Below are 21,766 nucleotides of genomic sequence, written 5' to 3' on the forward strand. Positions count from 1 at the left end.
CCCCCCCCCCCCCCCCCCCCCCCCCCCCCCCCCCCCCCCCCCCCCCCCCCCCCCCCCCCCCCCCCCCCCCCCCCCCCGGGGCGAGTGCGGCGACCGACGGTCGCCCGCTCGTCTTCGGCATCCGTCCGGAGGATGTCTATCTGGAAAGCGGCGCACCGGTCGAGGCGCGTGTCCACGACGTCGAGAACCATGGCGTGGAAAAGATCCTGACGCTGCGGGTCGGCGATACAACGCTTCGCGCCACGGTGCCGGCCAGGACCGATGTCGCGATCGAGCAACCGGTGCGCTTTGCCTGGAATCCCGACAAGGTGGTGCTGTTCGACAAGGGCAGTGGTGTCAGCCTGCGGCACGCGTCATAGGGCGCGACTATTTCGGCAGGTAGGTCTCGTAAGGCGTGTCGTTGATCAGCAGGATCACGCATTCCGTCTCCGAGAGGCAGGCGTCATCATGCATCTCATTGGCCTTCTGGGTCCAGTAGGAGCCAGGTGGCAGTTCGACCTTGGTCGCCTCACCGCCTTCCATCTGCCAATGCGCCTATAGTCCCTGGATGACCACGGCGCGATAGTCGGCGGTGTGCGCGTGGACAGGCGCGCGCCAGTTGCCGGGGACTTTCAGCAAGGTTCCGGCAGCGCCTTTGGCCCTTTCGCCCCACAGTGGTCCCAAGCGTGCCGGTAGAGCTGCAGAGCTGGCTGGTGCGGGCAGCGCCCGACCAGGCTGAAAGCGCCGGTGGCCTGATGGTGGCGACCTTCCAGGGAGCGATTGCGATGGGCGCCGTCTTCGGCGGGCTGCTGGTCGACCATGCCGGTGTCGGCAGCGCGTTTGCCTATTGCGGCGCCGCGACGCTGCTGGCGGCCATCGTGGTGTTCCTGCGCGGCCCAAAGGCCGAATAGTCTCTCGCAACGGCCACCGATAGGGGATGATGGGAAGCTTAGACGGCCCGCCCGTCGAACTCGAAGATCGACAAGGTGGACGGGTCGGGACCGATGACGCAATTGATGTTGATGTAGGCGCTGCGTTCGCCGCCTTCGCCGGTGTCCTCGGCAAAAGGATGGATGCCGCAGGTTCGGCAGAAGCGGTGCGCTATCTTCGTTTCGCCGAATGTGTAGCGGCCGAGGTCATCGCCCCAGGCGACGAGCGTAAGCTTGTCGTGTGGCACGGCCCATAGCAGCGCACCCTTGCGGGCGCAGATCGAGCAATTGCAGCGCACGACGCCCTCAAGTTCGCCCTCCACCTCGAACGCAACCTTGCCGCAATGGCAGCTGCCTTTGTACAGCATCAGTATCTTCCTGTCGCTGGCAGGTGCAAAGGCACGCTGGCCGGGTTATCCCTTCTGCAGTCCCAACGGCTGCTTGCCTTAAAGACGTTCCATCCTGGCGGAGTCCGACACCAACATGCAACCAATCCGCGACCGCCTCGAAATCATCCTGTCACGTCTTGCCAACCGTGCGGCGGACGAGAAGGTCTTTACGAAGCTCTATGCCGAAGCGGCGCGGGTCGCGGCTGACGCCAGCGATGCCCGCAAAAGAGTGGGCGTGACACTCGGCCCGCTCGACGGCACCATTGTCTCGATAAAGGACCTGTTCGATGTCGCCGGCGAGCCGACCACGGCCGGGTCGCTGATGCGCAAGACCGCCGCGCCGGCACAGCGCGACGCCGCCATCGTCAGCCGGCTTCGGCAAGCCGGTGCGGTCGTCATCGGCAAGACCAACATGACCGAGTTCGCCTTCACCGCGATCGGCGACAACATGCATTACGGCACGCCAGGCAACGCCGTTGATGCCAGCCGCATTCCAGGCGGGTCGTCCTCGGGCGCCGGCGTGTCCGTGGGCGAGGGGACGAGCGACATCTCGATCGGCTCCGACACCGGCGGCTCGATCCGCATTCCGGCGGCGCTCAACGGCGTCGTCGGTTTCAAGCCGACTGCACGGCGCGTCCCGCTCTCTGGCACCTTTCCGCTTTCGGGCACTTTGGACTCGGTCGGACCGCTTGCCCGAACCGTCTCGATATGCGCCGCCGCCGACGCGGTGATGGCCGGCGAAGCGCCGAAGGAGTTGGTGGCCATTCCACTCGCCGGGCTTCGCATCGGCATTCCGCGCGGCGTTCTTTTCGGCGACACGGAAGGCGAGGTTGGATCCGCCTTCGAGTATTGTCTTGGCAAGATCGAACAGGCTGGCGCACACATTACGGATCTGTCGATCGACGACATGATCGCGGATCTACGCGCGGCCACCAGGCGCGGATCGATCGCGGCGATGGAGGGCGCGGAAGTGCATGCCGACTGGCTGGCGACAGGCGCATCCGTGCCGGTCGACCCGCATGTCAGAGGGCCATTGTCGCGGGCGGCGCTGCTGCCGACGCCGGTCTATATCAGGGCGCTCCGCCGCCGTGCCGCGCTGGCCGCCGCCATGGATGAGCGGCTGGCATCGGTTGACGTGCTGGCGTTGCCAGCCACACCGGTGACGGCGCCGGCCATCGCTTCCATGGCCGAGGATGCCGAGTTGCGTGACCGCATCGAAGGCCTGCTGCTGCGCAACACCCAGGTCGCCAACCAGTTCGACCTTTGCGCGATCTCGTTGCCGATGCCGGGGCCATCGCTGCCAATAGGGCTGATGCTCGTGGCGCGCAACGGCCATGATCGGCATCTGCTGCGGATCGCCGTTTCGGTGGAGAGGCTGCTGGGGGTTGATCGGCAGTGAGTCACGGATGACGGATCAGTGCGATGAACAGTGCTTGCGTTCGCCGTCCTTGGCGGTGCGCACGATGCGGGTCGCGACCAGCCAGGGCAGGCTGTATTCCTTGCCGGTGAAGGTCTGGATGCGGTGCTCGATCGAGCCCCTGACGACGATCTTTCCGCTATAAAGCACGTCGGACTGGGCCGTTATCGCCTTGTCGGCCTGCGGCAATCCGCTGGTGTCGATCGACACGCCCTTGGTGATGGTGCCGGTGGCAAGGTCGAGCGCGCTGTTCGACGGGCAGGGCGCCTTGAAGCAGCGTAGTCCGTTGTCGCAATAGACATAGCTGCTGTCGGCCGCTGCGAATGCCGGCAAGGTGCAGATGGACGAGGTTGCGACAATCAGAACTGCAAGGCGAAGACCGGACATGGCTCGCAACGTCGCGGAGAATTGGGGCGAAACCGCGATGCTATATCTGCGCCGGAAAGCGACGCCGGTAGTGATCGACCACTTCTGGATTGCGCAGATTGACCGGCAGTTTGCCCGCCAGCACCAGCAAGGCTTCGCCGGCCGCGCCGACGCCCATGCGCATCATCGATTCCTCGGTAATCCCCGCCATATGCGGGGTGACGATGACGTTGTCGAAGCCGAAATAGGGATGGTTTGGCGGCAGCGGCTGCGTCGAGAAAACGTCGAGCGCGGCGCCGCCGATGCGACGCCCCCGCAAGGCCTCGATCAGCGCGTCGTCATCGACGACCGGCCCGCGCGACACGTTGATCAGCAGTGCGTTGGGTTTCATGCGGGCGATGCGTTCGCGGCTGATCAGGCCGCGCGTTTCCGGCGTCAGCGGACAGCAGAGCACGATGATGTCGCTCTGCTCGACCAGCGCGTCGATCGACAGGAAGCCGACCTTTTCCGGCGCCGGCTGCATACTGCGTGTCGTTGCCACCACTTTGAGATCGAAGCCGTGTGCGGCGATGTGGCCGACCGCCTGCCCGACGGCGCCGAGACCAACAATGCCGATGGTCTTGCCGGCGAGTTCGATGTTGGCATTGGCGTGCTCGCGTCCGGCCAGCCAGCCCTTGGCGCGCAGGTCGCGGTCGACCCGGCGGAACTGCCGCAGCAGTGCAAGCGCGGTGAACATGACATGCTCGGCCACCGAGCGGGCATTGGCCGCCGGCACGTTGGCCACGAGCACGCCGGCCGCCGCGGCCGCTTCCATCGGGATCATGTCGAGACCGGCGCCATGGCGGATCGCGGCCCTCAGCTTCCATGCACCCTCGAACAGCGCCGGCGGCAGCGGCGCCCGCACGATGACGATGTCGGCATCCTTGGCCTCCCCCGCCAATGTGCCGGGGTCGAGCGCCGAAGCGATGACCAGCTGGCCGGCGCCGGCCAGCTTGGCCGTGGCGCGCGGGTGCAGCGGATGCGTCGACAGGATCTTTGGCACGGTCTGGGTCACGGTCAGGCCTTTTCGAGTGCCGCGCCCGCGGGCGAAGCCGCCATGCCGCCCTCGATCAGGCCCTTCCAGTAGCTTTCCGCGCCCTGCAGATGGGCGCTCATGAGCGCCTGGGCGAGATTGCCGTCGCGGCGCAGCAGCGCCTCGTAGATCTGCACGTGCTCGGCATGCGAGCGCACGCTGCGTTCAGGATCGTTGAAATAGATCGGCAGGCGCTGCTCGCCCATCAGATAGTAGACGCTGCAGATGTTGTGGAAGACGCTGTTCTTGGTGGCGCGCACGATCTCGAGGTGAAACTCGCGGTCTTCCTTGGCCAGACCTTCGCCAGCGGCGATGCGGTCTTCCGAGGCTTTGAGGATTTCGCGCAGGCGCTCGAAATTCTCCTCGGTGGCGCGCGAGCAGGCAAGCTCGGCGGCCTTGATCTCATGGATCTTGCGCAACTCGACCGTTTCATAGATCTGCAAGGGATCGAGCGGCAGGCCGGCACGTGCGAACAGCGCCAGCGCCTCGACGCTGGCCTGCTTGGTGTCGATGTAGATGCCGGACTTGGCGCGGCGCTCGACGATGCGCATGGCCTCGAGGATGGCGAGCGCTTCGCGGATCTGGCCACGGCTGACGCCGAAATGCTCGGCCAGCTCGCGTTCCGACGGCGTGCGGCCGCTCTCCTTGTCCGAGTGGGAGAACAGATAGGCGGCGAGTTCCGCGAGAAGGTTCTTTTCTTTCATCGTCAATTGCGTTGCGCGTGCGCCTCCAGGAATCGCTCCGAAACGGTGAATCCCAGTCCGGGCTTTTCCGGGATCGCTATCATACCGTCCTGGGCTTCGACAGTCTCTTCGACCAGATCGTGGATCATCGGGTTGGCGCCGAGCGAATACTCGACGGTGAAACTCGAAGGCGACGCGGCGCAGACATGCAGCCCGGCGAAGAAGCAGGGCGCGCCGGCCCACAGATGCGGCGCAAAGCGCAAATTGAAGGCGCTGGCGATGGTGCCGATCTTCATCGCCTCGCTGATACCGCCACAGAAGGCAGGATCGGGCTGGAAGATGTCGGCGGCCTTGAGAACGGCGAGATCGCGGAAGGCATAGCGTGTCGCCTCGCTTTCGCCGGTGGCGATCGGAACGGCGCCGGAGGCGCGCACTTCGGCCATGCCTAGCTTATCGTCGGCGATAACAGGCTCCTCGAACCAGGCGAGATCGAGGTCGTTGACGAGATGGATGAAGCGTTTGGCTTCCGCTACCGTATAGGTGCCATGGGCGTCGACCATCAGCTCGATGTCGGGGCCGAGGGCCTGGCGCGCGGCGCGCACGCGGGCGGCGGAAACATGTGCCGCGCCGTCCATGGCGCCGACCCGCATCTTCAACGCCTTGAAGCCGCCTTTGGCGATATAGGATTTCAATTGCTCGCCGATGGCATCGGCGGAGGCCCAGCCGCCCGAGGCATAGGCCTGCATGCGATCGACCTTGCGGCCGCCGAGGAGCCGCCAGACCGGCTGGCCCAGCGACTTGCCCAGTATGTCCCAGAGCGCGATGTCGACCGCGCTGATGGCGGCGACGCTCATGCCACGCCGCGCCAGTTGTGGCATGGCGTGGCCGGCGCGGGCGGCGCTCTCATGGCGCACGCCGTTGTAGAGCATCTCCCAGATGACTCCGATGTCGGCCGGATCGCGGCCGATCAACTGCGGCCCGACCTCGTGATTCAGCATGTGAACGAGTGCGCCGTAGCTGCCGGCACTGCCGGCCGCGTTCTTGCCTTCGCCCCAGCCGACCAGCCCGTCATCGGTTTCGACGCGCAGGATGGCGGCGTCGAAGGTCGTCACCTGGCCGAAGTCGCTGCGATGCTGCTTCGCGGCTTCGATCGGCACGCGGACCCACCAGGCCTGGACTGTCTTGATGCGCATATTTTTCCCCAGCCCTGCCGCCGGTCGGGGCGGAAGGACAAATTTCCCAGCGGCAGTCGACTATTTGATCAGCGGCAGCAGTGTTTCGGCGGTGATGCGCATCTGGTCGGTGTAGAATTTCTCGGTCAGCACGCTGGAGCCATGGTCCTGGATGAACTTCAGCTGCTCGGGCGAGATATCGACCGGATGGCGCTCGACCATGTCGGGATAGGGTGCTGCCGGCGTGCGGTCGACCGGGGCGACGAACTCGTTGGTCAGTGCGCCGTCGTAGCCGACTTCCTTCAAGGTGGCGACGATCCTTGGCCAGTCGATCTGGCCGAGGCCGGCGGCAAAGCGGTTGTTGTCGGCGACATGGAAGTCGAACAGGCGCTTTCCGACCTGGCGGATAGCGTCATGCACGTTAAATTCCTCCATGTGGATGTGGTAGGCGTCGAGGCAGACGCCGCATTCGGGGCTGACCGCGTCAGCCAGCGCCAGCGCCTGGGCGCCGCGGTTGAACAGATAGGTTTCGAAGCGGTTGAGCGGTTCGACGGCGATCTTGACCCCGACCGTCTTAGCGTGGGTGAAACATTCGCGGGTCGCGTCGACCACCCACTTCCATTCCTCTTCCTCGGTACCGTCCGGGACCACCTTGCCGACGGTTGCCGGAACCAGCGTGATGATCTCGCCATCGAGTTCGCCGACCATCGTCAGCACGTCCTTGACGTATTGCACGGAGCGCTCGCGCTGGCCCTGGTCCCTGGCGGCGAGGTTGCGTTCACCCAGCATCAAGGTCACCGCGCCCCAGCAGCGGATGCCATGCTCCTTCAGCAGCGCCCGTGTCTCCTTGGTCTTGTACTGCGCGGGCTCGCCGGAAATCTCGATCGACTCATAGCCGAATTTCTTGATGCGCTTCAGCGTCGTCTCAAGCGGTTCCGCGCGCATCCAGTTGTGCGTCGAAAGATGCATGGTCTGTCCTTCCCAGATTCGTCCGTATGGTTTGCCTGCGACATGCATCGCCGGAAGACGACGCAAGGGTTCCTCCCCAAGGCATCCCCAGCCTTTTACTGCAAACTGGTTAGACCAATTGGGTCTGAAATGAGGTCTACAGCAAATTCCTTGAGACGGCAACAACTGTGGCGACGCAACTTTCAGGGTGAATTAGTTTGTTGATTACATTGCAATATGTGCCGTTATTTTGGGCTTTCGGAGTGCCTTTTCGGCGCATTCCAAGGCTTGACCAGATTGCCTTATTTGGTCATACCAGAATGGCGGTGTCGGCAGAGCGTCCGACGCGATAAAGACCAAAGTGACTGGCCCTGCTTTCATCAGGCGCTATGCTTGGTCGTGACAAACGAGGAGGATGCCGATGCCGACGACAATGAAGGGCCCTGGACTGTTTCTGGCGCAGTTCGCGGGTGATGCCGCACCGTTCAATTCGCTGACGTCGATCACCAAATGGGCCGCCGGCCTCGGCTACAAGGGCGTGCAGATCCCGACCTGGGACGCGCGCCTGTTCGACCTCAAGAAGGCGGCGTCTTCCAAGGCCTATTGCGATGAGGTGAAGGGCATCTGCACTGACGCCGGGGTCGAGATCACCGAACTGTCGACGCATCTGCAGGGGCAATTGGTGGCGGTGCATCCGGCCTATGACGCGCAGATGGATGGGTTCGCGCCGCCGTCGGTGCACAACAACCCGAAGGCGAGACAGGAATGGGCTGTCGAACAGATGAAGTTCGGTGCCAAGGCATCGCGCAATCTCGGGCTGAATGTGTCGGTGTCGTTCACCGGCTCGCTGGCTTTCCCTTACCTCTATCCCTTTCCGCAGCGCCCCGCCGGACTGATCGAGGAAGCCTTCGGCGAACTCGGCAAACGCTGGAAGCCGATCCTCGACGCCTATGAAGACAATGGTGTCGATGTCGGCTACGAAATCCATCCTTCGGAGGACGTGTTCGACGGGGCGACCTTCGAGATGTTCCTCGACGCGGTCGGTGGCCACAAGCGCTGCAACATCAATTACGACCCTTCGCATTTCCTGCTGCAGCAACTCGATTATCTCGAATTCATCGACATCTATCACGAGCGGATCAAGGCTTTCCACGTCAAGGACGCCGAATTCAATCCGACTGGACGGCAGGGCGTGTACTCTGGTTACCAAAGCTGGACGAACCGCGCCGGCCGCTTCCGTTCGCTCGGCGACGGGCAAGTGGATTTCGGCGGCATCTTCTCCAAACTGACGCAGTACAATTACGATTCCTGGGCGGTGCTGGAGTGGGAATGCTGCCTGAAGCATCCGGAGGATGGTGCGGCCGAAGGGGCGCCCTTCATCCAGCACCACATCATCCGGGTGACGGAGAAGGCATTCGACGATTTCGCCGCCGGCACCACGGACAAGAAGCTGCTGCGCGCCATGATGGGATTTTGACGCGGCTTTCCCTCTCCCTCGGGGGAGGGACATCTCACACGAGGGAGAAAAACATGGTTGGTGCATCGAAGTCGGAAACGGGAGGCGGCCCGATCCGCTACGGCATGGTCGGCGGCGGGCAGGGCGCATTCATCGGCGCGGTGCACCGGATCGCTGCGCGCATGGACAATGATTTCGTGCTGGTCGCCGGCGCCCTGTCGGCCGATCCGGCGCGTGCGAAAGCCTCGGCCGCCGAACTCGGGCTCGATCCCTCGCGCAGCTATGCGTCCTACGCCGAAATGGCCAAGGCCGAGGCGAAGCGCTCGGATGGCATCGAGGCGGTGGCCATCGTCACTCCCAACAACGTGCATGTGCCGGCGGCCAAGGCCTTCCTGGAAGCAGGCATCCACGTGATCTGCGACAAGCCGCTGGCAACGACCCTGGCCGAGGCGAAAAGGCTTGCGGCGATCGTCGAAAAGACCGGCAAGGTGTTCGTGCTCACCCACAACTACACCGCCTATCCGATGGTGCGGCAGGCGCGCGAAATGGTCGCCAAGGGTGTGCTCGGCGATATCCGCATCGTGCAGTCGGAATATCCGCAGGACTGGCTGACCGAGGACCTCGCCGCCACCGGCCAGAAGCAGGCTGCTTGGCGTTCAGACCCCAAGCAGGCGGGCGCCGGCGGCGCGCTCGGCGATATCGGCACCCATGCCTACAATCTCGCCCGCTTCGTCTCCGGGCTCGAACTCGACTCCCTGTCGGCCGATCTCGACGCCTTCGTGCCGGGCAGGCTGCTCGACGACAATGTCAACGTCATGCTGCGTTTCAAATCGACGGGGAAAACGCATCCGGCCAAGGGCATGATCTGGGCGAGCCAGGTGGCGCCCGGTCATGAGAACGGCCTGAAGCTGCGCATCTACGGTTCGAAGGGCGGGCTGGAATGGGTGCAGGCCGATCCCAACTATCTCTGGTACACGCCCTTCGGCCAGCCGAAACAGCTGATCACCCGCAACGGCGCCGGTGCGCTGCCGGTGGCGGGCCGTGTCAGCCGCGTTCCGTCAGGCCATCCCGAGGGTTACCTCGAAGGCTTCGCCAACATCTACCAGGAGGCCGCACGGGCCATCCGCGCGGCACGCAAGAAGGGTGGAAAGCCGGCAAAGGATGTCGTCTTCCCGACCATCCAGGACGGCGTCGAGGGCATGGCCTTCATCGAGGCCTGCGTGAAGTCGTCGAAGAAGAACGGGGCCTGGACCAAGCTTTAAGAGGCGCCGAGTAACGAGGTCCCCTCACCCGGATAGCCAACCGAGTTGCGAAAGCAATTCGGGGCAATCCGGCCTCTCCCCGAGGGGGAGAGGAGGCGTTGGCGCAATCTCTTCTCCCTCTCAGGGAGAAGGTGGCCGCGAAGCGGCCGGATGAGGGGAGTGGCGAACACCGGCGGTGCAATCGGCCGGCCGCCAGCAAAGGGAGGGCGTCGATGAAGATCGGCATGTGCATGTTCTTGTGGACGACGGCGGTATCGAAGAAGCACGAGCCGCTGCTTCGAGACATCAAGGCAACCGGCTTCGACGGTGTCGAAATCCCGATCTTCGCCGGCACGCCGGACGACTACAGGAAGCTGGGCGAATTGCTCGACCGTATCGGGCTGGAGCGGACCGCTGTGTCAGCCATGGGCGATCCGGCGATGAACCTGATTTCGGCCGATGCGGCAACACGCAAGGCCGGTGTCGACTACATGAAATGGGCGATCGATTGCGCCGATGCGCTTGGCGCCCGCACGCTGAGCGGACCGCTGCATTCGACGCTCGGCGGATTTTCCGGGTCCGGACCGACCGCCGCCGAAAAGAAGCGCTCGATCGCCTCGCAGCGTGCCATCGGCGACCATGCCGGAAAGCGCAACGTCACCGTCGGGCTCGAGGCGCTGAACCGCTTCGAATGCTACCTCCTCAACACCATGGCCGACCTGTCGGAGCATATCGATGCCATCGACCGGCCGCACATCAAGGCGATGTACGACACGTTCCACGCCAATATCGAGGAAGCCGACCCGATCGGCGCCTATACGAAGCACCGGGGCAATGTCGTGCATATCCATATATCGGAGAACGATCGCGGCGTGCCGGGGCGTGGCAACATTCCGTGGAAGGAAACTTTTTCCGCCATTCGCAAGAGCGGCTATGACGACTGGCTGACGATCGAAGCGTTCGGTCGCTCGCTGAAGGATCTGGCGGCGGCGACCAAGGTGTGGAGGGATTTTTCCGAGACGCCGGAAGCCGTCTATCGCGATGGGTACAGGCATATCAGGGACGGGTGGAGGAAGGCGGCTTAGGCGCCTACGTCTGGTCCATTTTCTATTTGTGTTCGCGTCGCTTGCCAGGTGGTTCCCCCACTCCGTCTCGGCTTCGCCGAGCCACCTCTCCCCCCTCCGGAGGGAGAGGAAGGGGCTGGTGGGGCCGGGACACGAAGAGAGCCTCGGCCTTCGGGGACAAGCGCGGATCGGACAGTCTGGTGCCTTTCCTCTACCCCGTCGACCGGGGGAGAGGTGTCGAGCGAAGCTCGACGGAGTGGGGGTCGACCCCTCGGCGCCGGGCGAGACGATGCTTGCGCTTCTGCGTCACAACACTAACCCTGCCTGGCCTGGATCCTGTTGTAATCGTGGATCGTCCGGCTCAGCCGGCGGCGCAGGAAGTTGGATATGTTGTCGAAAACGAAGACGACGAGCAGAATTAGCAGCACCATGTAGAACACGTTAGCCCAGTTGGAATTGGTGCGCATCGCTTCCCACAGTTTCAGGCCGATGCCGCCGGCGCCGACGGCGCCGATGATGGTGGCGCCGCGGGTGTTGGATTCCCACTGGTAGAGTGTCTGGCTGATGAAGACCGGGATCACTTCGGGCATCACGCCGTAGCGCTGCACCAGGATGCCGTTGGCGCCGGTCGAGAGCACGCCTTCGCGCGGCTTGTCGTCGATGTTCTCCAGGCCTTCCGAATAGACTTTGCCGAGGGTGCCGATCTCGGTGAAAAAAATCGCTGCACTTCCCGCCAGCGGGCCGGGGCCGAAGGCGCGGGTGAAGAACAACGCCCAGATCAGCATGTCGACCGAGCGCATGAAGTCGAAGAAGCGCTTGAGCACCTGGCTGAGCACGCCGTTCGGCGTGATGTTGCGCGCCGCGAAGAAGGCAAGGGGGAAGGCGACGATGCCGCCGAGCAGCGTGCCAAGGAAGGCCATGACAATGGTCTGCAGCAGCTTCGTCCAGACGTCGCCGTGCTGCCACTGGGCGTTGTTCCAGATGTTGTCGCCGGCGAGGGCGAGGTTGGTGGTACCTGGTTTCAGCTCTGGTCCCGAGATGATCAGCGAGATCACTTCCCGCGCTGACTTGCCGAAGAACGGCGAGCGCGTGTCGAAGACGAAGTTCGCCCAGCCGAGGAAGCGCTTGCGCACCTTGACGCGGTCGACAGTGACGCGCACCTCGCCAGCGAAGCCCATTTTGGCCACCACCTCGTCGTCATGGGCGGTGATCCAGTCCGGTACCGCACCCGTGACCACCGGCTTGCCGCTGGTCAGCGAAACAGGCACGGTCTGGCCGTTGGCGACGATCGTCGCCTGCGTCTTGTCGAAGGTGACGGATTTTGCCGGCCCGTCGATCAGCACGGTGAAGGTGCCGTCTGGATTCCTGACCACCCAGTCGGGATTCGGGTTGTCGCCCAGCGCGGAAAAGCGCGGGTATTTGGGCGTGATCTCCGGCTGGTCGAGACGGAATTCCGGCTGCAGATCGTAGCTGATCCATTGTGTCAGGAAGAGCGGCAGGCGCTCCCAGTGCGATTCCCGCAGCACCTGCGGCAGGCTGAAGAACCACAAGGCATAGATCAGATAGAGGAGAGTGCCGACGAACAGAAGGAGCGGACCGAAGCGCTTGTATGCCGGGCGCCGGAACACCTGCGGGTGGCGCGCCTCGATCGACAGCATCTCCTCAGCGGTCATGGTCGCCATGATTTACGCCCCCATCATGAAGGCTTGTTCGCCGACCAGCTTGCGACGAAGCCAGGCGGAAAACTGGTCGATGATGAAGATGGTGGTGAACAGGAGCAGCACCAGTGCCAGCGTCTTGGCGCCGAAGCCGCGCGAGATAGAGAGCTTCAGCTCTTCGCCGATGCCGCCGCCGCCAACGGCGCCGATGATGGTCGAGACGCGGACGTTGATCTCCACGCGCAGCAGCGTGTACGACATGAAGTTGGGCAACACCTGCGGCAGGCCGGCAAAGCGAACCCGCTCGAGCCAGTTGGCGCCGACCGCGCGCAGGCCTTCCTCGGCTCGCATGTCGATGTTCTCGTTGATCTCGTAGAACAGCTTGCCGAGTGCGCCGATGGAATGCAGGCCGATGGCGATGATGGCGGCGATCGGACCGGTCGAGACGATGGCCGCGAACAGCCCGGCGATGACGATCTCCGGAAAGGCACGCAGCAATTCCATGAAGCGCTTGACCACCAGCCTCAGTGCCGGATGAGGCGTCAGGTTGCGCGCCGCGATGAAGGAAAAGGGCACGGCGAAGACAAAGCCGATGAAGGTCGAGACCAGCGCCACGTTCACGGTGGTCAGCATCAGCTCGAAATATTCGGGGATGTAGAAACCGCCCCAGACGTAGACGCGACCGAGCGGGAAGTTGAATTCCTGGGTGCCCGTATCATGCGGCGAGGCAATGTCGAACAGCGCCCGCCAGACGTCGTTCCAGTCCTTGGGGACCAGCCAGCTCAGGAAATCCAGAATATGCGGCAGCCGGTCGAAGAAGTGCCCGGCATTGGCTTCGTCGGCGAACCACATGCTGGAAAGCATCGCAGCAAGCAGCAGGCCGACGCCGAGCACGGTATACAACCTGCGCAGCGACGTCTGGCGTCGCCAGGCATCGGCCATCTCGTGGGTGGCGCCGGAGGGGGCTGTCACGGAAAGGGTCATGATCGGAGATGCAAAAAGGGCGGTACTTGATGAGGTACCGCCCTTTTGCAATTTCGCCGTTAGCCGCCGATGGCTGCCTTACGGGCTTCCACGATGACGCTGTAGAAGTCCGGCTTCACCGGAACGTAGCCGGTGAAATCGCCGCCTTCGACGCCTTCGAAGCAAGCCTTGTCCTTCTTGGGCAGCTCGGTGAAGAAGGCGGCCAGCTTGGCGGTCATGTCGTCGCCGATCGCGGTGCGAACGACCAGCGGGCCATTCGGGATCAGGCCCGAGCGCCAGACTTCGACGAAGTCGTTGGGGTCGACGGCGCCCTTGGCGACTTCCTTGTGGAAGGTGCCGGAGGTGTAGCCGTTCTTGAAGTCGCCGATGCCCGAGGAATCGTCGACTGCGACATCTACCTTACCGTCACGCACGGCCAGAACGTTGTTTTCGTGGCCGCCATTGAACTGGGTCGACGCGAAGTAGGTCTCGTTCGAGGCGCCGGTGGTCTTTGGAATCTGGGTCAGCGGGATCAGGTAGCCGGAGGTCGAATCCGGATCGGCATAGCCGAGCTTCTTGCCCTTGGCTGACTTGATGTCGGTGATCCCCGACGTCTTCAGCGCCAGCCCGATCGAATAGTAGCCGGTGGAGCCGTCGGTCTGCTTGGTGGTGAGGATCGGGGTAACCGCCTTCGGATCCTTGAGATAGACGCTGGCGTAGCCGGAAGCGCCGAGTTCGGCGAAGTCGAGCGTGCCGCCGAGCAGGCCCTGGATGACGCCGTCATAGTCAGCGGCGGGGAACAGCGAAACCTTCTCGAAGCCAAACTCTGCCTTCAGGTGATCGGCCAGGCACTGGTAGTTGCGCAGCCGGTCGGTTTCGTTTTCACCGCCGAGAATGCCGACGCGAAATTCCTTCATGTCGGCGGCATGGGCCATGCTGGTGGCCATGGCGAGCACCGAAACGGCACCGAAAACCATCTTCCTGAACATTGATATCTCTCCTGTAAGTTCCGGCCCCGCGCCGGCAGCGTTCTTGATCTTGACAAGTGCCCTTGACGCGGGCGGACGATCCAGGCTGCTCGCTATTGGCCCTTACTGGGCTCAGTATCCCGGGAATGCGGGCTCGAGCGGTCCGGCGGATGCGGCGATCTTCTGCTTGAAGGCAACACTGGTGGAGGTGATGACCTCCGATATCTCGCCGCCATTGCTGTCGGCGCCATAGACAAGACGCACGGCTTGGCGGTCGAGCTCTTCGGGCGGCCCGTCGAAGACGACCTTGCCGGCGGCCATGCCGATGATGCGGTTGCAATAGGTGCGGGCGGTATCGAGCGTATGCAGATTGGTGACAACGGTGATGCCTTCGCGCAGATTGATGTCCTGCAGAGAATCCATCACCACCTTGGCGTTGAGCGGGTCGAGCGAGGCGATCGGCTCGTCGGCGAGGATCACCCTGGGCTGCTGCATCATGGCGCGGGCGATGGCGACGCGCTGCTGCTGGCCGCCCGACAGCGTGCCGGCGGGCTGAAGTGCGGTGCGGGCGATGTCGAGCCGCTCGAGCGCGGCGACCGCCTCCGCGCACTCGGCGCGCGAAAACATGCCCAGAAGATTGGACAGGGTCGAACGGTGGTTCAATTTGCCGAGCAGCACGTTGGTCAGCACGTCGAGGCGCGGCACCAGGTTGAACTGCTGGAAGATCATGGCGCAGTCGCGCTGCCAGCGCCGCAGCGGCGAGCCGCGCAGCCGGGAGACCTCGGCGCCGTCAAAAAAAATCGACCCCTGGCTGGGGTCGACAAGACGGTTGATCATGCGAAGAAGAGTGGATTTGCCGGCGCCCGAACGACCGATGACGCCGACCATCTGCCCTTGCGGGATCGAGATGTTGACGTCGCTGACGGCGGTGTTCTTGCCAAATCGTCGGCTGACGCCGCGGATTTCGAGCGTGGCAGAGTTTGCTGACATGGGCTGGTTCCAGTCCGGTCCATATTGATCGTCAGGCACTCGCCTAACGCAACCACATGAACCTGCCGTGTCGCGATGATGTCAGTTTTGTTACGCTCCACAGGCGCGGCGACTGGCGCCTTGCGGGCGATCAGCCGAGCACCAGCAATTCCTCGAAATGCTTCATATCGCGGAATGCGCAGAAGGCGGGAGCCTTGATCTCGATCACCGGCGCCTGGCGCGCGAAAAGCGCCAGGCAATCGTCAAACAGCGCCTGCCACGCGGCGGCCCTATCATCATCAAAGCGCTGGATCTGATAGGCGAAGGTGATGTGGAAGACGTAGGTGTCGTGATCGGGATGCCGGTAGCCGAACGGCACCGCGAGCGCATCGCGCCATGCACGCATGATGCGCGCATCCTCGTCGGTCGCGCCGGCAACGGTGAGGCCGGTCGGCAGGACCTCGGCCACCTTGATGTTGAAAGGGCCGAAGCCCTGGAACCCCTTCAGGCGCTCCAGATAGAGGCGGGTCATGGCGTCGATGCTGGTGTCGAGCGGCACGTCCCGCGGCCAGAAGGGCAGGCGACGGCGATATTCGATTATGCCCTGGAAAAGGGTCATGTGCAGGCTGGAAACCGGCGTGAAGGCGAGGCGGTCGGCATCAGGCATTGCCAGCATCTTCTCGCGGACGGCCAACACCACCGCTTCCGAAGGCGAGCCGCTGACCAGATGGCTGACGACGGTGTTGCCCGGCTCGAGGAGGAAGTTGCCTGACGCGTCGTAGCGCGTGCCGAGATGCGCCGGCGACGCCGGATCGGAGCCGGCAAAGAATCCGGCGAGCGAGGGTCTGACAGTGTCGAGCATGGCGATCTCCTTCAAGGAGATCGCGTCCTGTCCGAGTCCTGTGTCAAGGGTATGAACAAGCCGGTGATATGACGATGATGTGAGGGCTATGCCTCTTTGCCCGATGCCCGTTCTTCGTGTTTCTCCAAAAACGCTTCGGCCGTCAGCTCCCGAAAATCATCGAGCGCGGCGCGCAGCCTCGCGTGATCCCAATCCCACCAGGCAAGCGCCTGGTAGCGCTCGGCGGTGCGGCGGTCGAAGCGCTCGCGGATCGGTTTTGCCGGTACGCCGGCGACGATCGTGTAGGGCGCGACGTCCTTCGAGACGACCGCGCCGGCGCCAACGGCGGCGCCGTCGCTGACGGTGACGCCGGGCAGGACGGTCGAGCCGTGGCCGAGCCAGGTGTCGTGGCCGATGATGACGCGCTTGGCGCGGCGCTCGGCGAAGAATTCGCTCTCATGCTCGGCGTCGTCCCAATAGTCGGAGGCGCGGTAGGTGAAGTGGTGCAGCGTCGGCCGCCAGGTCGGGTGGTTGGTGGCGTTGAGGCGCACGCTGGCGGCGATGTTGGCAAATTTGCCGATCGTCGCGCACCAGACCGCGCAGTCCTGCATCATGTAGGAATAGTCGCCGAGCTCGCTTTCCGAAACCCGGCTGCGGTCGGCGATCTCGGTCCAGCGGCCGAGTGTCGAGTTGTGCACCTCCGCCGTCGGGTGGACCAGCGGCGTCTCCGATAGCTTCCTGGTCATGCGGCGATTTTTCCCGGAGCGAAGGCGGTGACGTCGATGATGCGGTCGGCCACCGCCTCGCGCACATCGTGATCGTGGAAGATGCCGAGCAGGGCGACGCCCGCCGCCTTTTTGGCGGCGATGAGTTCGATCACCACGTCGCGGTTCGTCGCGTCGAGCGATGCGGTCGGCTCGTCGAGCAGCAGGATGGGGTGCTCGGTGATGAAGCCTCGCGCGATGTTGACACGCTGCTGCTCGCCGCCCGAGAAGGTTGCCGGTGGCAGCATCCAGAGTTTTTCCGGCAGGTTGAGCTGGGCCAGCAACGCGCGTGCCTTGGCTCGGGCTGCCTCGCGCTCCTCACCGCGTTCAACCAGTGGCTCAGCGACGACGTCGAGAGCCGAGACGCGCGGCACGGTGCGCAGGAACTGGCTGACATAGCCGATCGTTTGCCGGCGTACGGCAAGCACGGTGCGCGGGCTGGCATGGGCGAGGTCGATCAGTCCGTCCTCGTGCCTGACGATGATCTGGCCTTCGTCGACGGCGTAGTTGCCGTAGAGCATCTTCAGGATCGAACTCTTGCCGGCGCCGGACGGACCACCGAGCACGGTGCATTCGCCCGCCTTGATCGAGAACGAGACACCCGCGACGACAGGGAGTTTGATGCCGTCGCGCAGATGCATGGTGAAGCTTTTGGCAACGTCGGAAACAACGAGTGGGGTCGGCATCAGAAGGTTCTCCGATTGTCGTCGGTCGGCGGGAGGATACGGCTCTTTCTCCCCGCCACTATACGGGGAGAAATGTCCGGCAGGACAATGAGGGGCAGCGCCGAGGTCCGGCTGAGCAGTTGCTTTGCGCAGGGCGAAGGTGCCGGGACGACAGATGCGTCCGCAACGCACGTTCCCGCCACGTCAGCGCCGCCCCTCATCGCCCTGCCGGGCACTTCTCCCCGTATAGTGACGGGGAGAAGGGGCTGTGTCGGGCGGTTTCGCCAATCGCCAACGTTGAAAAATTCGCTTGGCAGCGGGTGGTGGCCTGGCGCCATCATCACACCTGCAAAATCGAGGAAACGAGCAATTGCGTGTAGGGCGCGCGCGGGTCGTCGAGGACGCGGTCGGTGAGGCCGCTTTCGACGACGCGGCCGTCCTTCATCACCATCATGCGCTGCGACAGCAGCCGCGCCACGGCGAGGTCGTGGGTGACGACGATCGCGGCAAGGCCGAGGTCCGTGACCAAGCCGCGCAAGAGATCAAGCAGGCGGGCCTGCACCGAGACATCCAGGCCGCCGGTCGGCTCATCCATGAACACCAGCCGTGGCCCGGTGACGAGATTGCGGGCGATCTGCAGCCGCTGACGCATGCCGCCGGAAAAGGCGCGCGGTTCGTCGTCGATGCGGTCTTCCTCGATCTCGACGCGCGACAGCCAGTCGACCGCGGTAGCGCGGATCTTGCCGTAGTGGCGGTCGCCGACCGCCATCAGCCGTTCGCCGACATTGGCGCCGGCCGAGACCGTCATGCGCAGGCCGTCGGCTGGGTTCTGATGGACAAAGCCCCAGTCGGTGCGCATCAGGAAGCGGCGCTCGGCCTCGCTCATGCGGTAGAGCTCGCGGAACTGGCCGTCGCGCATGCGGTAGCTGGCTGTGCCGGAGGAAGGCAGCAGCCGCGTCGACAGGCAGTTGAGCAGCGTCGTCTTGCCGGAGCCGGACTCGCCGACGACAGCCAGAACCTCGCCCGGCCACAGGTCGAAGGAGACATTGTCGCAGCCGACCCGCGAGCCATAGAACTTGGAGAGCGCCGAGACGCGCAGCAGCGGTTCGTCGGTCATTGCGCCGGCTCCATGTTTCCTGCTGCAAGATCGGTTTCGGGGGCAAGGTGGCCGCGATGGCCGTCGGCGCGCCGCTTCTCGCAATAATCGGTGTCGGAGCAGACGAACATGTGGCCGCCATGGTCGTCGAGGATGACCTCGTCGAGATAGACATTCTCGGCCGCGCACAGCGCACAGGGCTGATCGAAAGTCTGCACCTCGAACGGATGATCCTCGAAGTCGAGGCTCACCACATCGGTGAAGGGCGGCACGGCGTAGATGCGCTTTTCGCGGCCGGCGCCGAACAGCTGCAGGGCCGGCGAGCGGTGCATCTTGGGATTGTCGAATTTTGGCGTCGGCGACGGGTCCATCACATAGCGGCCCTCGATCTTGACCGGATAGGCATAGGTGGTGGCGATGCGGCCGTGCTTGGCGATGTCCTCATAGAGCTTCACATGCATGAGGCCGTATTCTTCCAGCGCATGCATTTTCCGCGTTTCGGTCTCGCGCGGCTCGAGGAAGCGCAGCGGTTCGGGGATGGGCACCTGGTAGACCAGCACCTGGCCCGCCGTGAGTGGATGTTCGGGGATGCGGTGACGGGTCTGGATGATGGTGGCGGTGGCGGTATCGGTGGTGACCGCGACGTTAGCGACTTTCTTGAAGAAGGCGCGGATCGACACGGCATTGGTGGTGTCGTCGGCGCCCTGGTCGATGACCTTGAGCACATCGTCGGGGCCAATAATCGACGCGGTGACCTGCACGCCGCCAGTGCCCCAGCCATAGGGCATCGGCATTTCGCGCGAGGCGAACGGCACCTGGTAGCCCGGAATGGCGATGCCCTTGAGGATCGCGCGGCGTATCATCCGCTTAGTCTGCTCGTCGAGATAGGCGAAGTTGTAGGTGGCGATGTCTGTCGGTTGCGCAGTCATTCCGCTGCCTCCTTTTTTTCTTCCGCCTTCGCTGGATTTTCGCGTGCTTCGTACTCGGCGCGCATGCGACGTACGAGATCGAGTTCGGCCTGGAAGTCGACGTAGTGCGGCAGCTTCAGGTGCTCGACGAAGCCGGTCGCCTGGACATTGTCGGAGTGCGAGATGACGAACTCCTCGTCCTGGGCGGCGGCGACGATATCCTCGCCGAGCTCCGCGGCGCGCAGGGCCCGGTCGCAGAGCGCCATGGCCATCGCCTTGCGTTCGCTCTGGCCGAAGACGAGGCCGTAGCCGCGGGTGAATTGCGGCGGCGCCTTGGCCGAGCCCTTGAACTGATTGACCATCTGGCATTCGGTGACGCGCACCGTGCCGAGCGGCACGGCGAAGGGCAGTTCGGGAACGTCGAGTTCCAGCTCGACCTCGCCGATGCGGATTTCGCCGACAAAGGGATGGTTGCGGGCATAGCCGCGCTGGGTGGAATAGCCGAGCGCCAGCAGAAAACCTTCATCGCCGCGCGACAGTGCCTGCAGGCGGATGTCGCGCGCCATCGGGAATTCCAGCGGCTCGCGGGTGATGTCGCCGGGCACATGGTCCTGCGGCATCTGGCCATCGGGCTCGATCAGGCCTTCACGGGCGAGGATCGCCGAGACGCGCGGCATTGCCTGCGCTTCCGTCTCGCGCTGCAAGGGCTCGGCGACATCGGCGCCAGCGGCAAGTTCAGGGTCGAGCAACCGATGCGTGTAGTCGAAGGTCGGACCGAGCAACTGGCCGCCTGGCAGATCCTTGTAGGTCGCCGAGACGCGCCGTTCGACCAGCATGGCGCCGGTGTCGATCGGCTTGCTGTAGCCGAAGCGCGGCAGCGTTGTGCGGTAGGCGCGCACCAGGAAGATCGCCTCGATCATGTCGCCGCGTGCCTGGACGATGGCGAGTGCGGCCAGTTCACGGTCATAGAGCGAGCCTTCGCTCATCACCCTGTCGACGCCGAGCGCCAGCTGTTCGACGATCTGGTCGAGGCGAAGTGCGGGCACCGAGCGGTCGCCGCGCCGGCGATCGGCGAGCAGGCTGTGGGCGTTGGCAATGGCGGCCTCGCCGCCTTTTACCGCGACATACATCTTACACCTCCATCGTCTTGATGCGCGTCGTGCGCGGCAGGCAGGCTATGCCGTCCGATGTGGCGAGGATGATGTCGACGCCGCGCGGAAAGCGCCTGATATTCTGCTTCCACTGCTCGACGAAATGGCGCGGCATCTGTGCCGGCGCGATCGTGGCGCTGGTTTCAATGCCCGGGCCTTCCAGCAAGAGCGGGGTCCCTGAAGTGAGATCGCCGACCTGCAGGATCAGCGTCGTCGATCGGTCGGGATAATCCTGCGTGCCCTGTGAAAAACCGTCGAGCGCCATCATCTCGGCCGGCGTGGCAACAAACGCGAAATGCGCGTCGGCCGGCGTGTTGGCCAGCGGCGCGCCCGTATGGAACCCAAGCCAGGACCCGATCGCGGCGGAGGCATGCAGGGCAGGGTCGAGCCAGAGCGGCGTGTCGTTGTCGCATAGCGCCAGTGCTACGGCGCCCGACGTCGCCGAGAGCGGAGCCGGCGGGCGGGCCAGGGGTGGCAAGGGGTGGACACTGCCCGGCCGCGCCATGGCATCCATGACGGCCCGAAACACGGTCTGAGCGTTGAAGACCGGATCGGCGAAACCGCCCTCGATCGATTGCGCAGCGATATCCATCAATCTTCTCCGCGAACCATGGTGAAGAAATCCACCTTCGTCGCCGCCGTCTCGGCGCGGCGTTTTTCCTGGGCAGCGGTGAGAGCCGAGCGTAAAGGCGTAATGAGCATGGTCTCGACCTCGGTGCGGCGGGCAGGGTCCTGCCAGAGCGCATCGGCTATTGCTCCCAGCTTCGCCTTCTGCTTGTCGCGGCCAAGCGCGTAACAATGGCCGACCTGCCCGGATGGCAGCCGGACAGTGGCACGCGTGACGGTCGCCTCGCCGACATTGAAGGGCGCGCCGCCGCCGCCGATGCGGCCACGAAGCGTGACCAGGCCCGTCTCGGGACCGCGCAGAAGTTCGGCTTGCGAAGGCAGGCCGGACTCGTTCCAGAGCCGGACGATGTCGTCGCCGCTCGATTGCGCCAGCGTCGCCATGGCGGCCTTGCGCTCGGCCTGGTCGCGGCCTTCCTGTCCTCGCATCGCCAACTTCCTCT

The 21,766-nt window shown here is 64.2% G+C and carries 22 protein-coding genes and 3 pseudogenes; 6 read left to right on the top strand and 19 right to left on the bottom strand.

What is annotated here, in order from left to right:
- Positions 1 to 92 precede the first annotated feature (92 nt).
- Positions 93 to 359, top strand: a pseudogene (locus FJ943_RS09625) (TOBE domain-containing protein); the annotation flags it as partial.
- A 7-nt stretch (positions 360 to 366) separates the two neighbouring features.
- Here FJ943_RS09625 and FJ943_RS09630 read toward each other — a convergent pair.
- Positions 367 to 666 (bottom strand): annotated as a pseudogene (locus FJ943_RS09630) (DUF4437 domain-containing protein); the annotation flags it as partial.
- Here FJ943_RS09630 and FJ943_RS09635 point away from each other — a divergent pair.
- A pseudogene (locus FJ943_RS09635) lies at positions 663 to 890 on the top strand (MFS transporter); the annotation flags it as partial. The pseudogenes FJ943_RS09630 and FJ943_RS09635 sit on opposite strands and share 4 nt — an antisense overlap.
- 38 nt (positions 891 to 928) lie before the next feature.
- On the opposite strand, the gene FJ943_RS09640 reads toward FJ943_RS09635, so the two are convergent.
- Entirely contained in the window at positions 929 to 1,276 is a 348-nt protein-coding gene (locus FJ943_RS09640; protein ID WP_140721045.1) for a GFA family protein, read from the bottom strand.
- Between the two features lie 115 nt (positions 1,277 to 1,391).
- On the opposite strand from FJ943_RS09640, the gene FJ943_RS09645 reads away from it, so the two are divergent.
- Complete coding sequence (locus FJ943_RS09645) at positions 1,392 to 2,696, top strand: amidase (RefSeq protein ID WP_140721048.1); 1,305 nt, start codon at positions 1,392 to 1,394, stop codon at positions 2,694 to 2,696.
- 15 nt (positions 2,697 to 2,711) lie between these two features.
- On the opposite strand, the gene FJ943_RS09650 is transcribed toward FJ943_RS09645, so the two are convergent.
- Genes FJ943_RS09650 through FJ943_RS09670 form a run of 5 tightly spaced genes read right to left on the bottom strand, consistent with a single transcriptional unit; the run spans position 2,712 to position 6,976 of the window.
- Positions 2,712 to 3,101, bottom strand: coding sequence for a hypothetical protein (locus FJ943_RS09650; RefSeq protein ID WP_140721051.1), 390 nt, complete (start codon positions 3,099 to 3,101; stop codon positions 2,712 to 2,714).
- 40 nt (positions 3,102 to 3,141) lie between these two features.
- Positions 3,142 to 4,122, bottom strand: a complete 981-nt coding sequence (locus tag FJ943_RS09655; RefSeq protein ID WP_041163666.1) for a hydroxyacid dehydrogenase — start codon at positions 4,120 to 4,122, stop codon at positions 3,142 to 3,144.
- A 14-nt stretch (positions 4,123 to 4,136) separates the two neighbouring features.
- Positions 4,137 to 4,856, bottom strand: coding sequence for a FadR/GntR family transcriptional regulator (locus tag FJ943_RS09660; protein ID WP_015315641.1), 720 nt, complete (start codon positions 4,854 to 4,856; stop codon positions 4,137 to 4,139).
- Positions 4,857 to 4,858: 2 nt separating this feature from the next.
- Positions 4,859 to 6,028, bottom strand: coding sequence for a mandelate racemase/muconate lactonizing enzyme family protein (locus tag FJ943_RS09665; protein WP_140721054.1), 1,170 nt, complete (start codon positions 6,026 to 6,028; stop codon positions 4,859 to 4,861).
- 60 nt (positions 6,029 to 6,088) lie between these two features.
- Positions 6,089 to 6,976, bottom strand: a complete 888-nt coding sequence (locus FJ943_RS09670) for a sugar phosphate isomerase/epimerase (protein ID WP_140721057.1) — start codon at positions 6,974 to 6,976, stop codon at positions 6,089 to 6,091.
- A 400-nt stretch (positions 6,977 to 7,376) separates the two neighbouring features.
- On the opposite strand from FJ943_RS09670, the gene FJ943_RS09675 reads away from it, so the two are divergent.
- From FJ943_RS09675 to FJ943_RS09685, 3 genes are all read left to right on the top strand, one after another.
- Entirely contained in the window at positions 7,377 to 8,432 is a 1,056-nt protein-coding gene (locus FJ943_RS09675) for a sugar phosphate isomerase/epimerase (RefSeq protein WP_140721060.1), read from the top strand.
- 53 nt (positions 8,433 to 8,485) lie between these two features.
- Entirely contained in the window at positions 8,486 to 9,673 is a 1,188-nt protein-coding gene (locus FJ943_RS09680) for a Gfo/Idh/MocA family oxidoreductase (RefSeq protein WP_140721062.1), read from the top strand.
- Between the two features lie 212 nt (positions 9,674 to 9,885).
- Positions 9,886 to 10,737, top strand: coding sequence for a sugar phosphate isomerase/epimerase (locus tag FJ943_RS09685; RefSeq protein ID WP_140721065.1), 852 nt, complete (start codon positions 9,886 to 9,888; stop codon positions 10,735 to 10,737).
- Between the two features lie 293 nt (positions 10,738 to 11,030).
- On the opposite strand, the gene phnE (FJ943_RS09690) is transcribed toward FJ943_RS09685, so the two are convergent.
- From phnE (FJ943_RS09690) to phnG, 12 genes are all read right to left on the bottom strand, one after another.
- Complete coding sequence (gene phnE, locus FJ943_RS09690; RefSeq protein ID WP_140713165.1) at positions 11,031 to 12,398, bottom strand: phosphonate ABC transporter, permease protein PhnE; 1,368 nt, start codon at positions 12,396 to 12,398, stop codon at positions 11,031 to 11,033.
- 3 nt (positions 12,399 to 12,401) lie between these two features.
- Positions 12,402 to 13,358 carry a phosphonate ABC transporter, permease protein PhnE gene (gene phnE, locus FJ943_RS09695; protein WP_140721068.1) on the bottom strand — a complete coding sequence of 319 codons (957 nt, stop codon included), beginning with the start codon at positions 13,356 to 13,358 and terminating at the stop codon, positions 12,402 to 12,404.
- 59 nt (positions 13,359 to 13,417) lie between these two features.
- Positions 13,418 to 14,326 carry a phosphonate ABC transporter substrate-binding protein gene (gene phnD, locus FJ943_RS09700; protein ID WP_140721071.1) on the bottom strand — a complete coding sequence of 303 codons (909 nt, stop codon included), beginning with the start codon at positions 14,324 to 14,326 and terminating at the stop codon, positions 13,418 to 13,420.
- A 111-nt stretch (positions 14,327 to 14,437) separates the two neighbouring features.
- Positions 14,438 to 15,295, bottom strand: a complete 858-nt coding sequence (gene phnC / locus FJ943_RS09705; RefSeq protein ID WP_015315650.1) for a phosphonate ABC transporter ATP-binding protein — start codon at positions 15,293 to 15,295, stop codon at positions 14,438 to 14,440.
- Positions 15,296 to 15,425: 130 nt separating this feature from the next.
- Positions 15,426 to 16,136 carry a DUF1868 domain-containing protein gene (locus FJ943_RS09710; protein ID WP_140721074.1) on the bottom strand — a complete coding sequence of 237 codons (711 nt, stop codon included), beginning with the start codon at positions 16,134 to 16,136 and terminating at the stop codon, positions 15,426 to 15,428.
- 86 nt (positions 16,137 to 16,222) lie between these two features.
- Entirely contained in the window at positions 16,223 to 16,861 is a 639-nt protein-coding gene (locus tag FJ943_RS09715) for an acetyltransferase (protein WP_140721077.1), read from the bottom strand.
- Positions 16,858 to 17,565 (bottom strand): phosphonate C-P lyase system protein PhnL, encoded by a 708-nt coding sequence (phnL, locus tag FJ943_RS09720; RefSeq protein WP_015315653.1) that lies wholly within the window; start codon positions 17,563 to 17,565, stop codon positions 16,858 to 16,860. Before phnL ends, FJ943_RS09715 begins: the two co-directional genes overlap by 4 nt.
- Positions 17,566 to 17,884: 319 nt before the next feature.
- Positions 17,885 to 18,661 carry a phosphonate C-P lyase system protein PhnK gene (phnK, locus tag FJ943_RS09725; protein WP_015315654.1) on the bottom strand — a complete coding sequence of 259 codons (777 nt, stop codon included), beginning with the start codon at positions 18,659 to 18,661 and terminating at the stop codon, positions 17,885 to 17,887.
- Positions 18,658 to 19,569 (bottom strand): alpha-D-ribose 1-methylphosphonate 5-phosphate C-P-lyase PhnJ, encoded by a 912-nt coding sequence (locus FJ943_RS09730; RefSeq protein ID WP_015315655.1) that lies wholly within the window; start codon positions 19,567 to 19,569, stop codon positions 18,658 to 18,660. Before FJ943_RS09730 ends, phnK begins: the two co-directional genes overlap by 4 nt.
- Positions 19,566 to 20,678: a carbon-phosphorus lyase complex subunit PhnI gene (locus FJ943_RS09735; protein WP_140618940.1), complete on the bottom strand. Its 1,113-nt coding sequence runs from the start codon at positions 20,676 to 20,678 to the stop codon at positions 19,566 to 19,568. Before FJ943_RS09735 ends, FJ943_RS09730 begins: the two co-directional genes overlap by 4 nt.
- Position 20,679: 1 nt before the next feature.
- On the bottom strand, positions 20,680 to 21,291 hold the full coding sequence (gene phnH / locus FJ943_RS09740; protein WP_140721080.1) for a phosphonate C-P lyase system protein PhnH: 612 nt from the start codon (positions 21,289 to 21,291) through the stop codon (positions 20,680 to 20,682).
- The gene (gene phnG / locus FJ943_RS09745) at positions 21,291 to 21,752 is read right to left on the bottom strand and encodes a phosphonate C-P lyase system protein PhnG (protein ID WP_140721083.1); all 462 of its coding nucleotides are present in this window, start codon (positions 21,750 to 21,752) and stop codon (positions 21,291 to 21,293) included. Before phnG ends, phnH begins: the two co-directional genes overlap by 1 nt.
- Positions 21,753 to 21,766 lie beyond the last annotated feature (14 nt).

This window comes from Mesorhizobium sp. B2-3-10 (genome assembly GCF_006442275.1).
GTDB classification, from domain to species: Bacteria; Pseudomonadota; Alphaproteobacteria; order Rhizobiales; family Rhizobiaceae; genus Mesorhizobium; species Mesorhizobium australicum.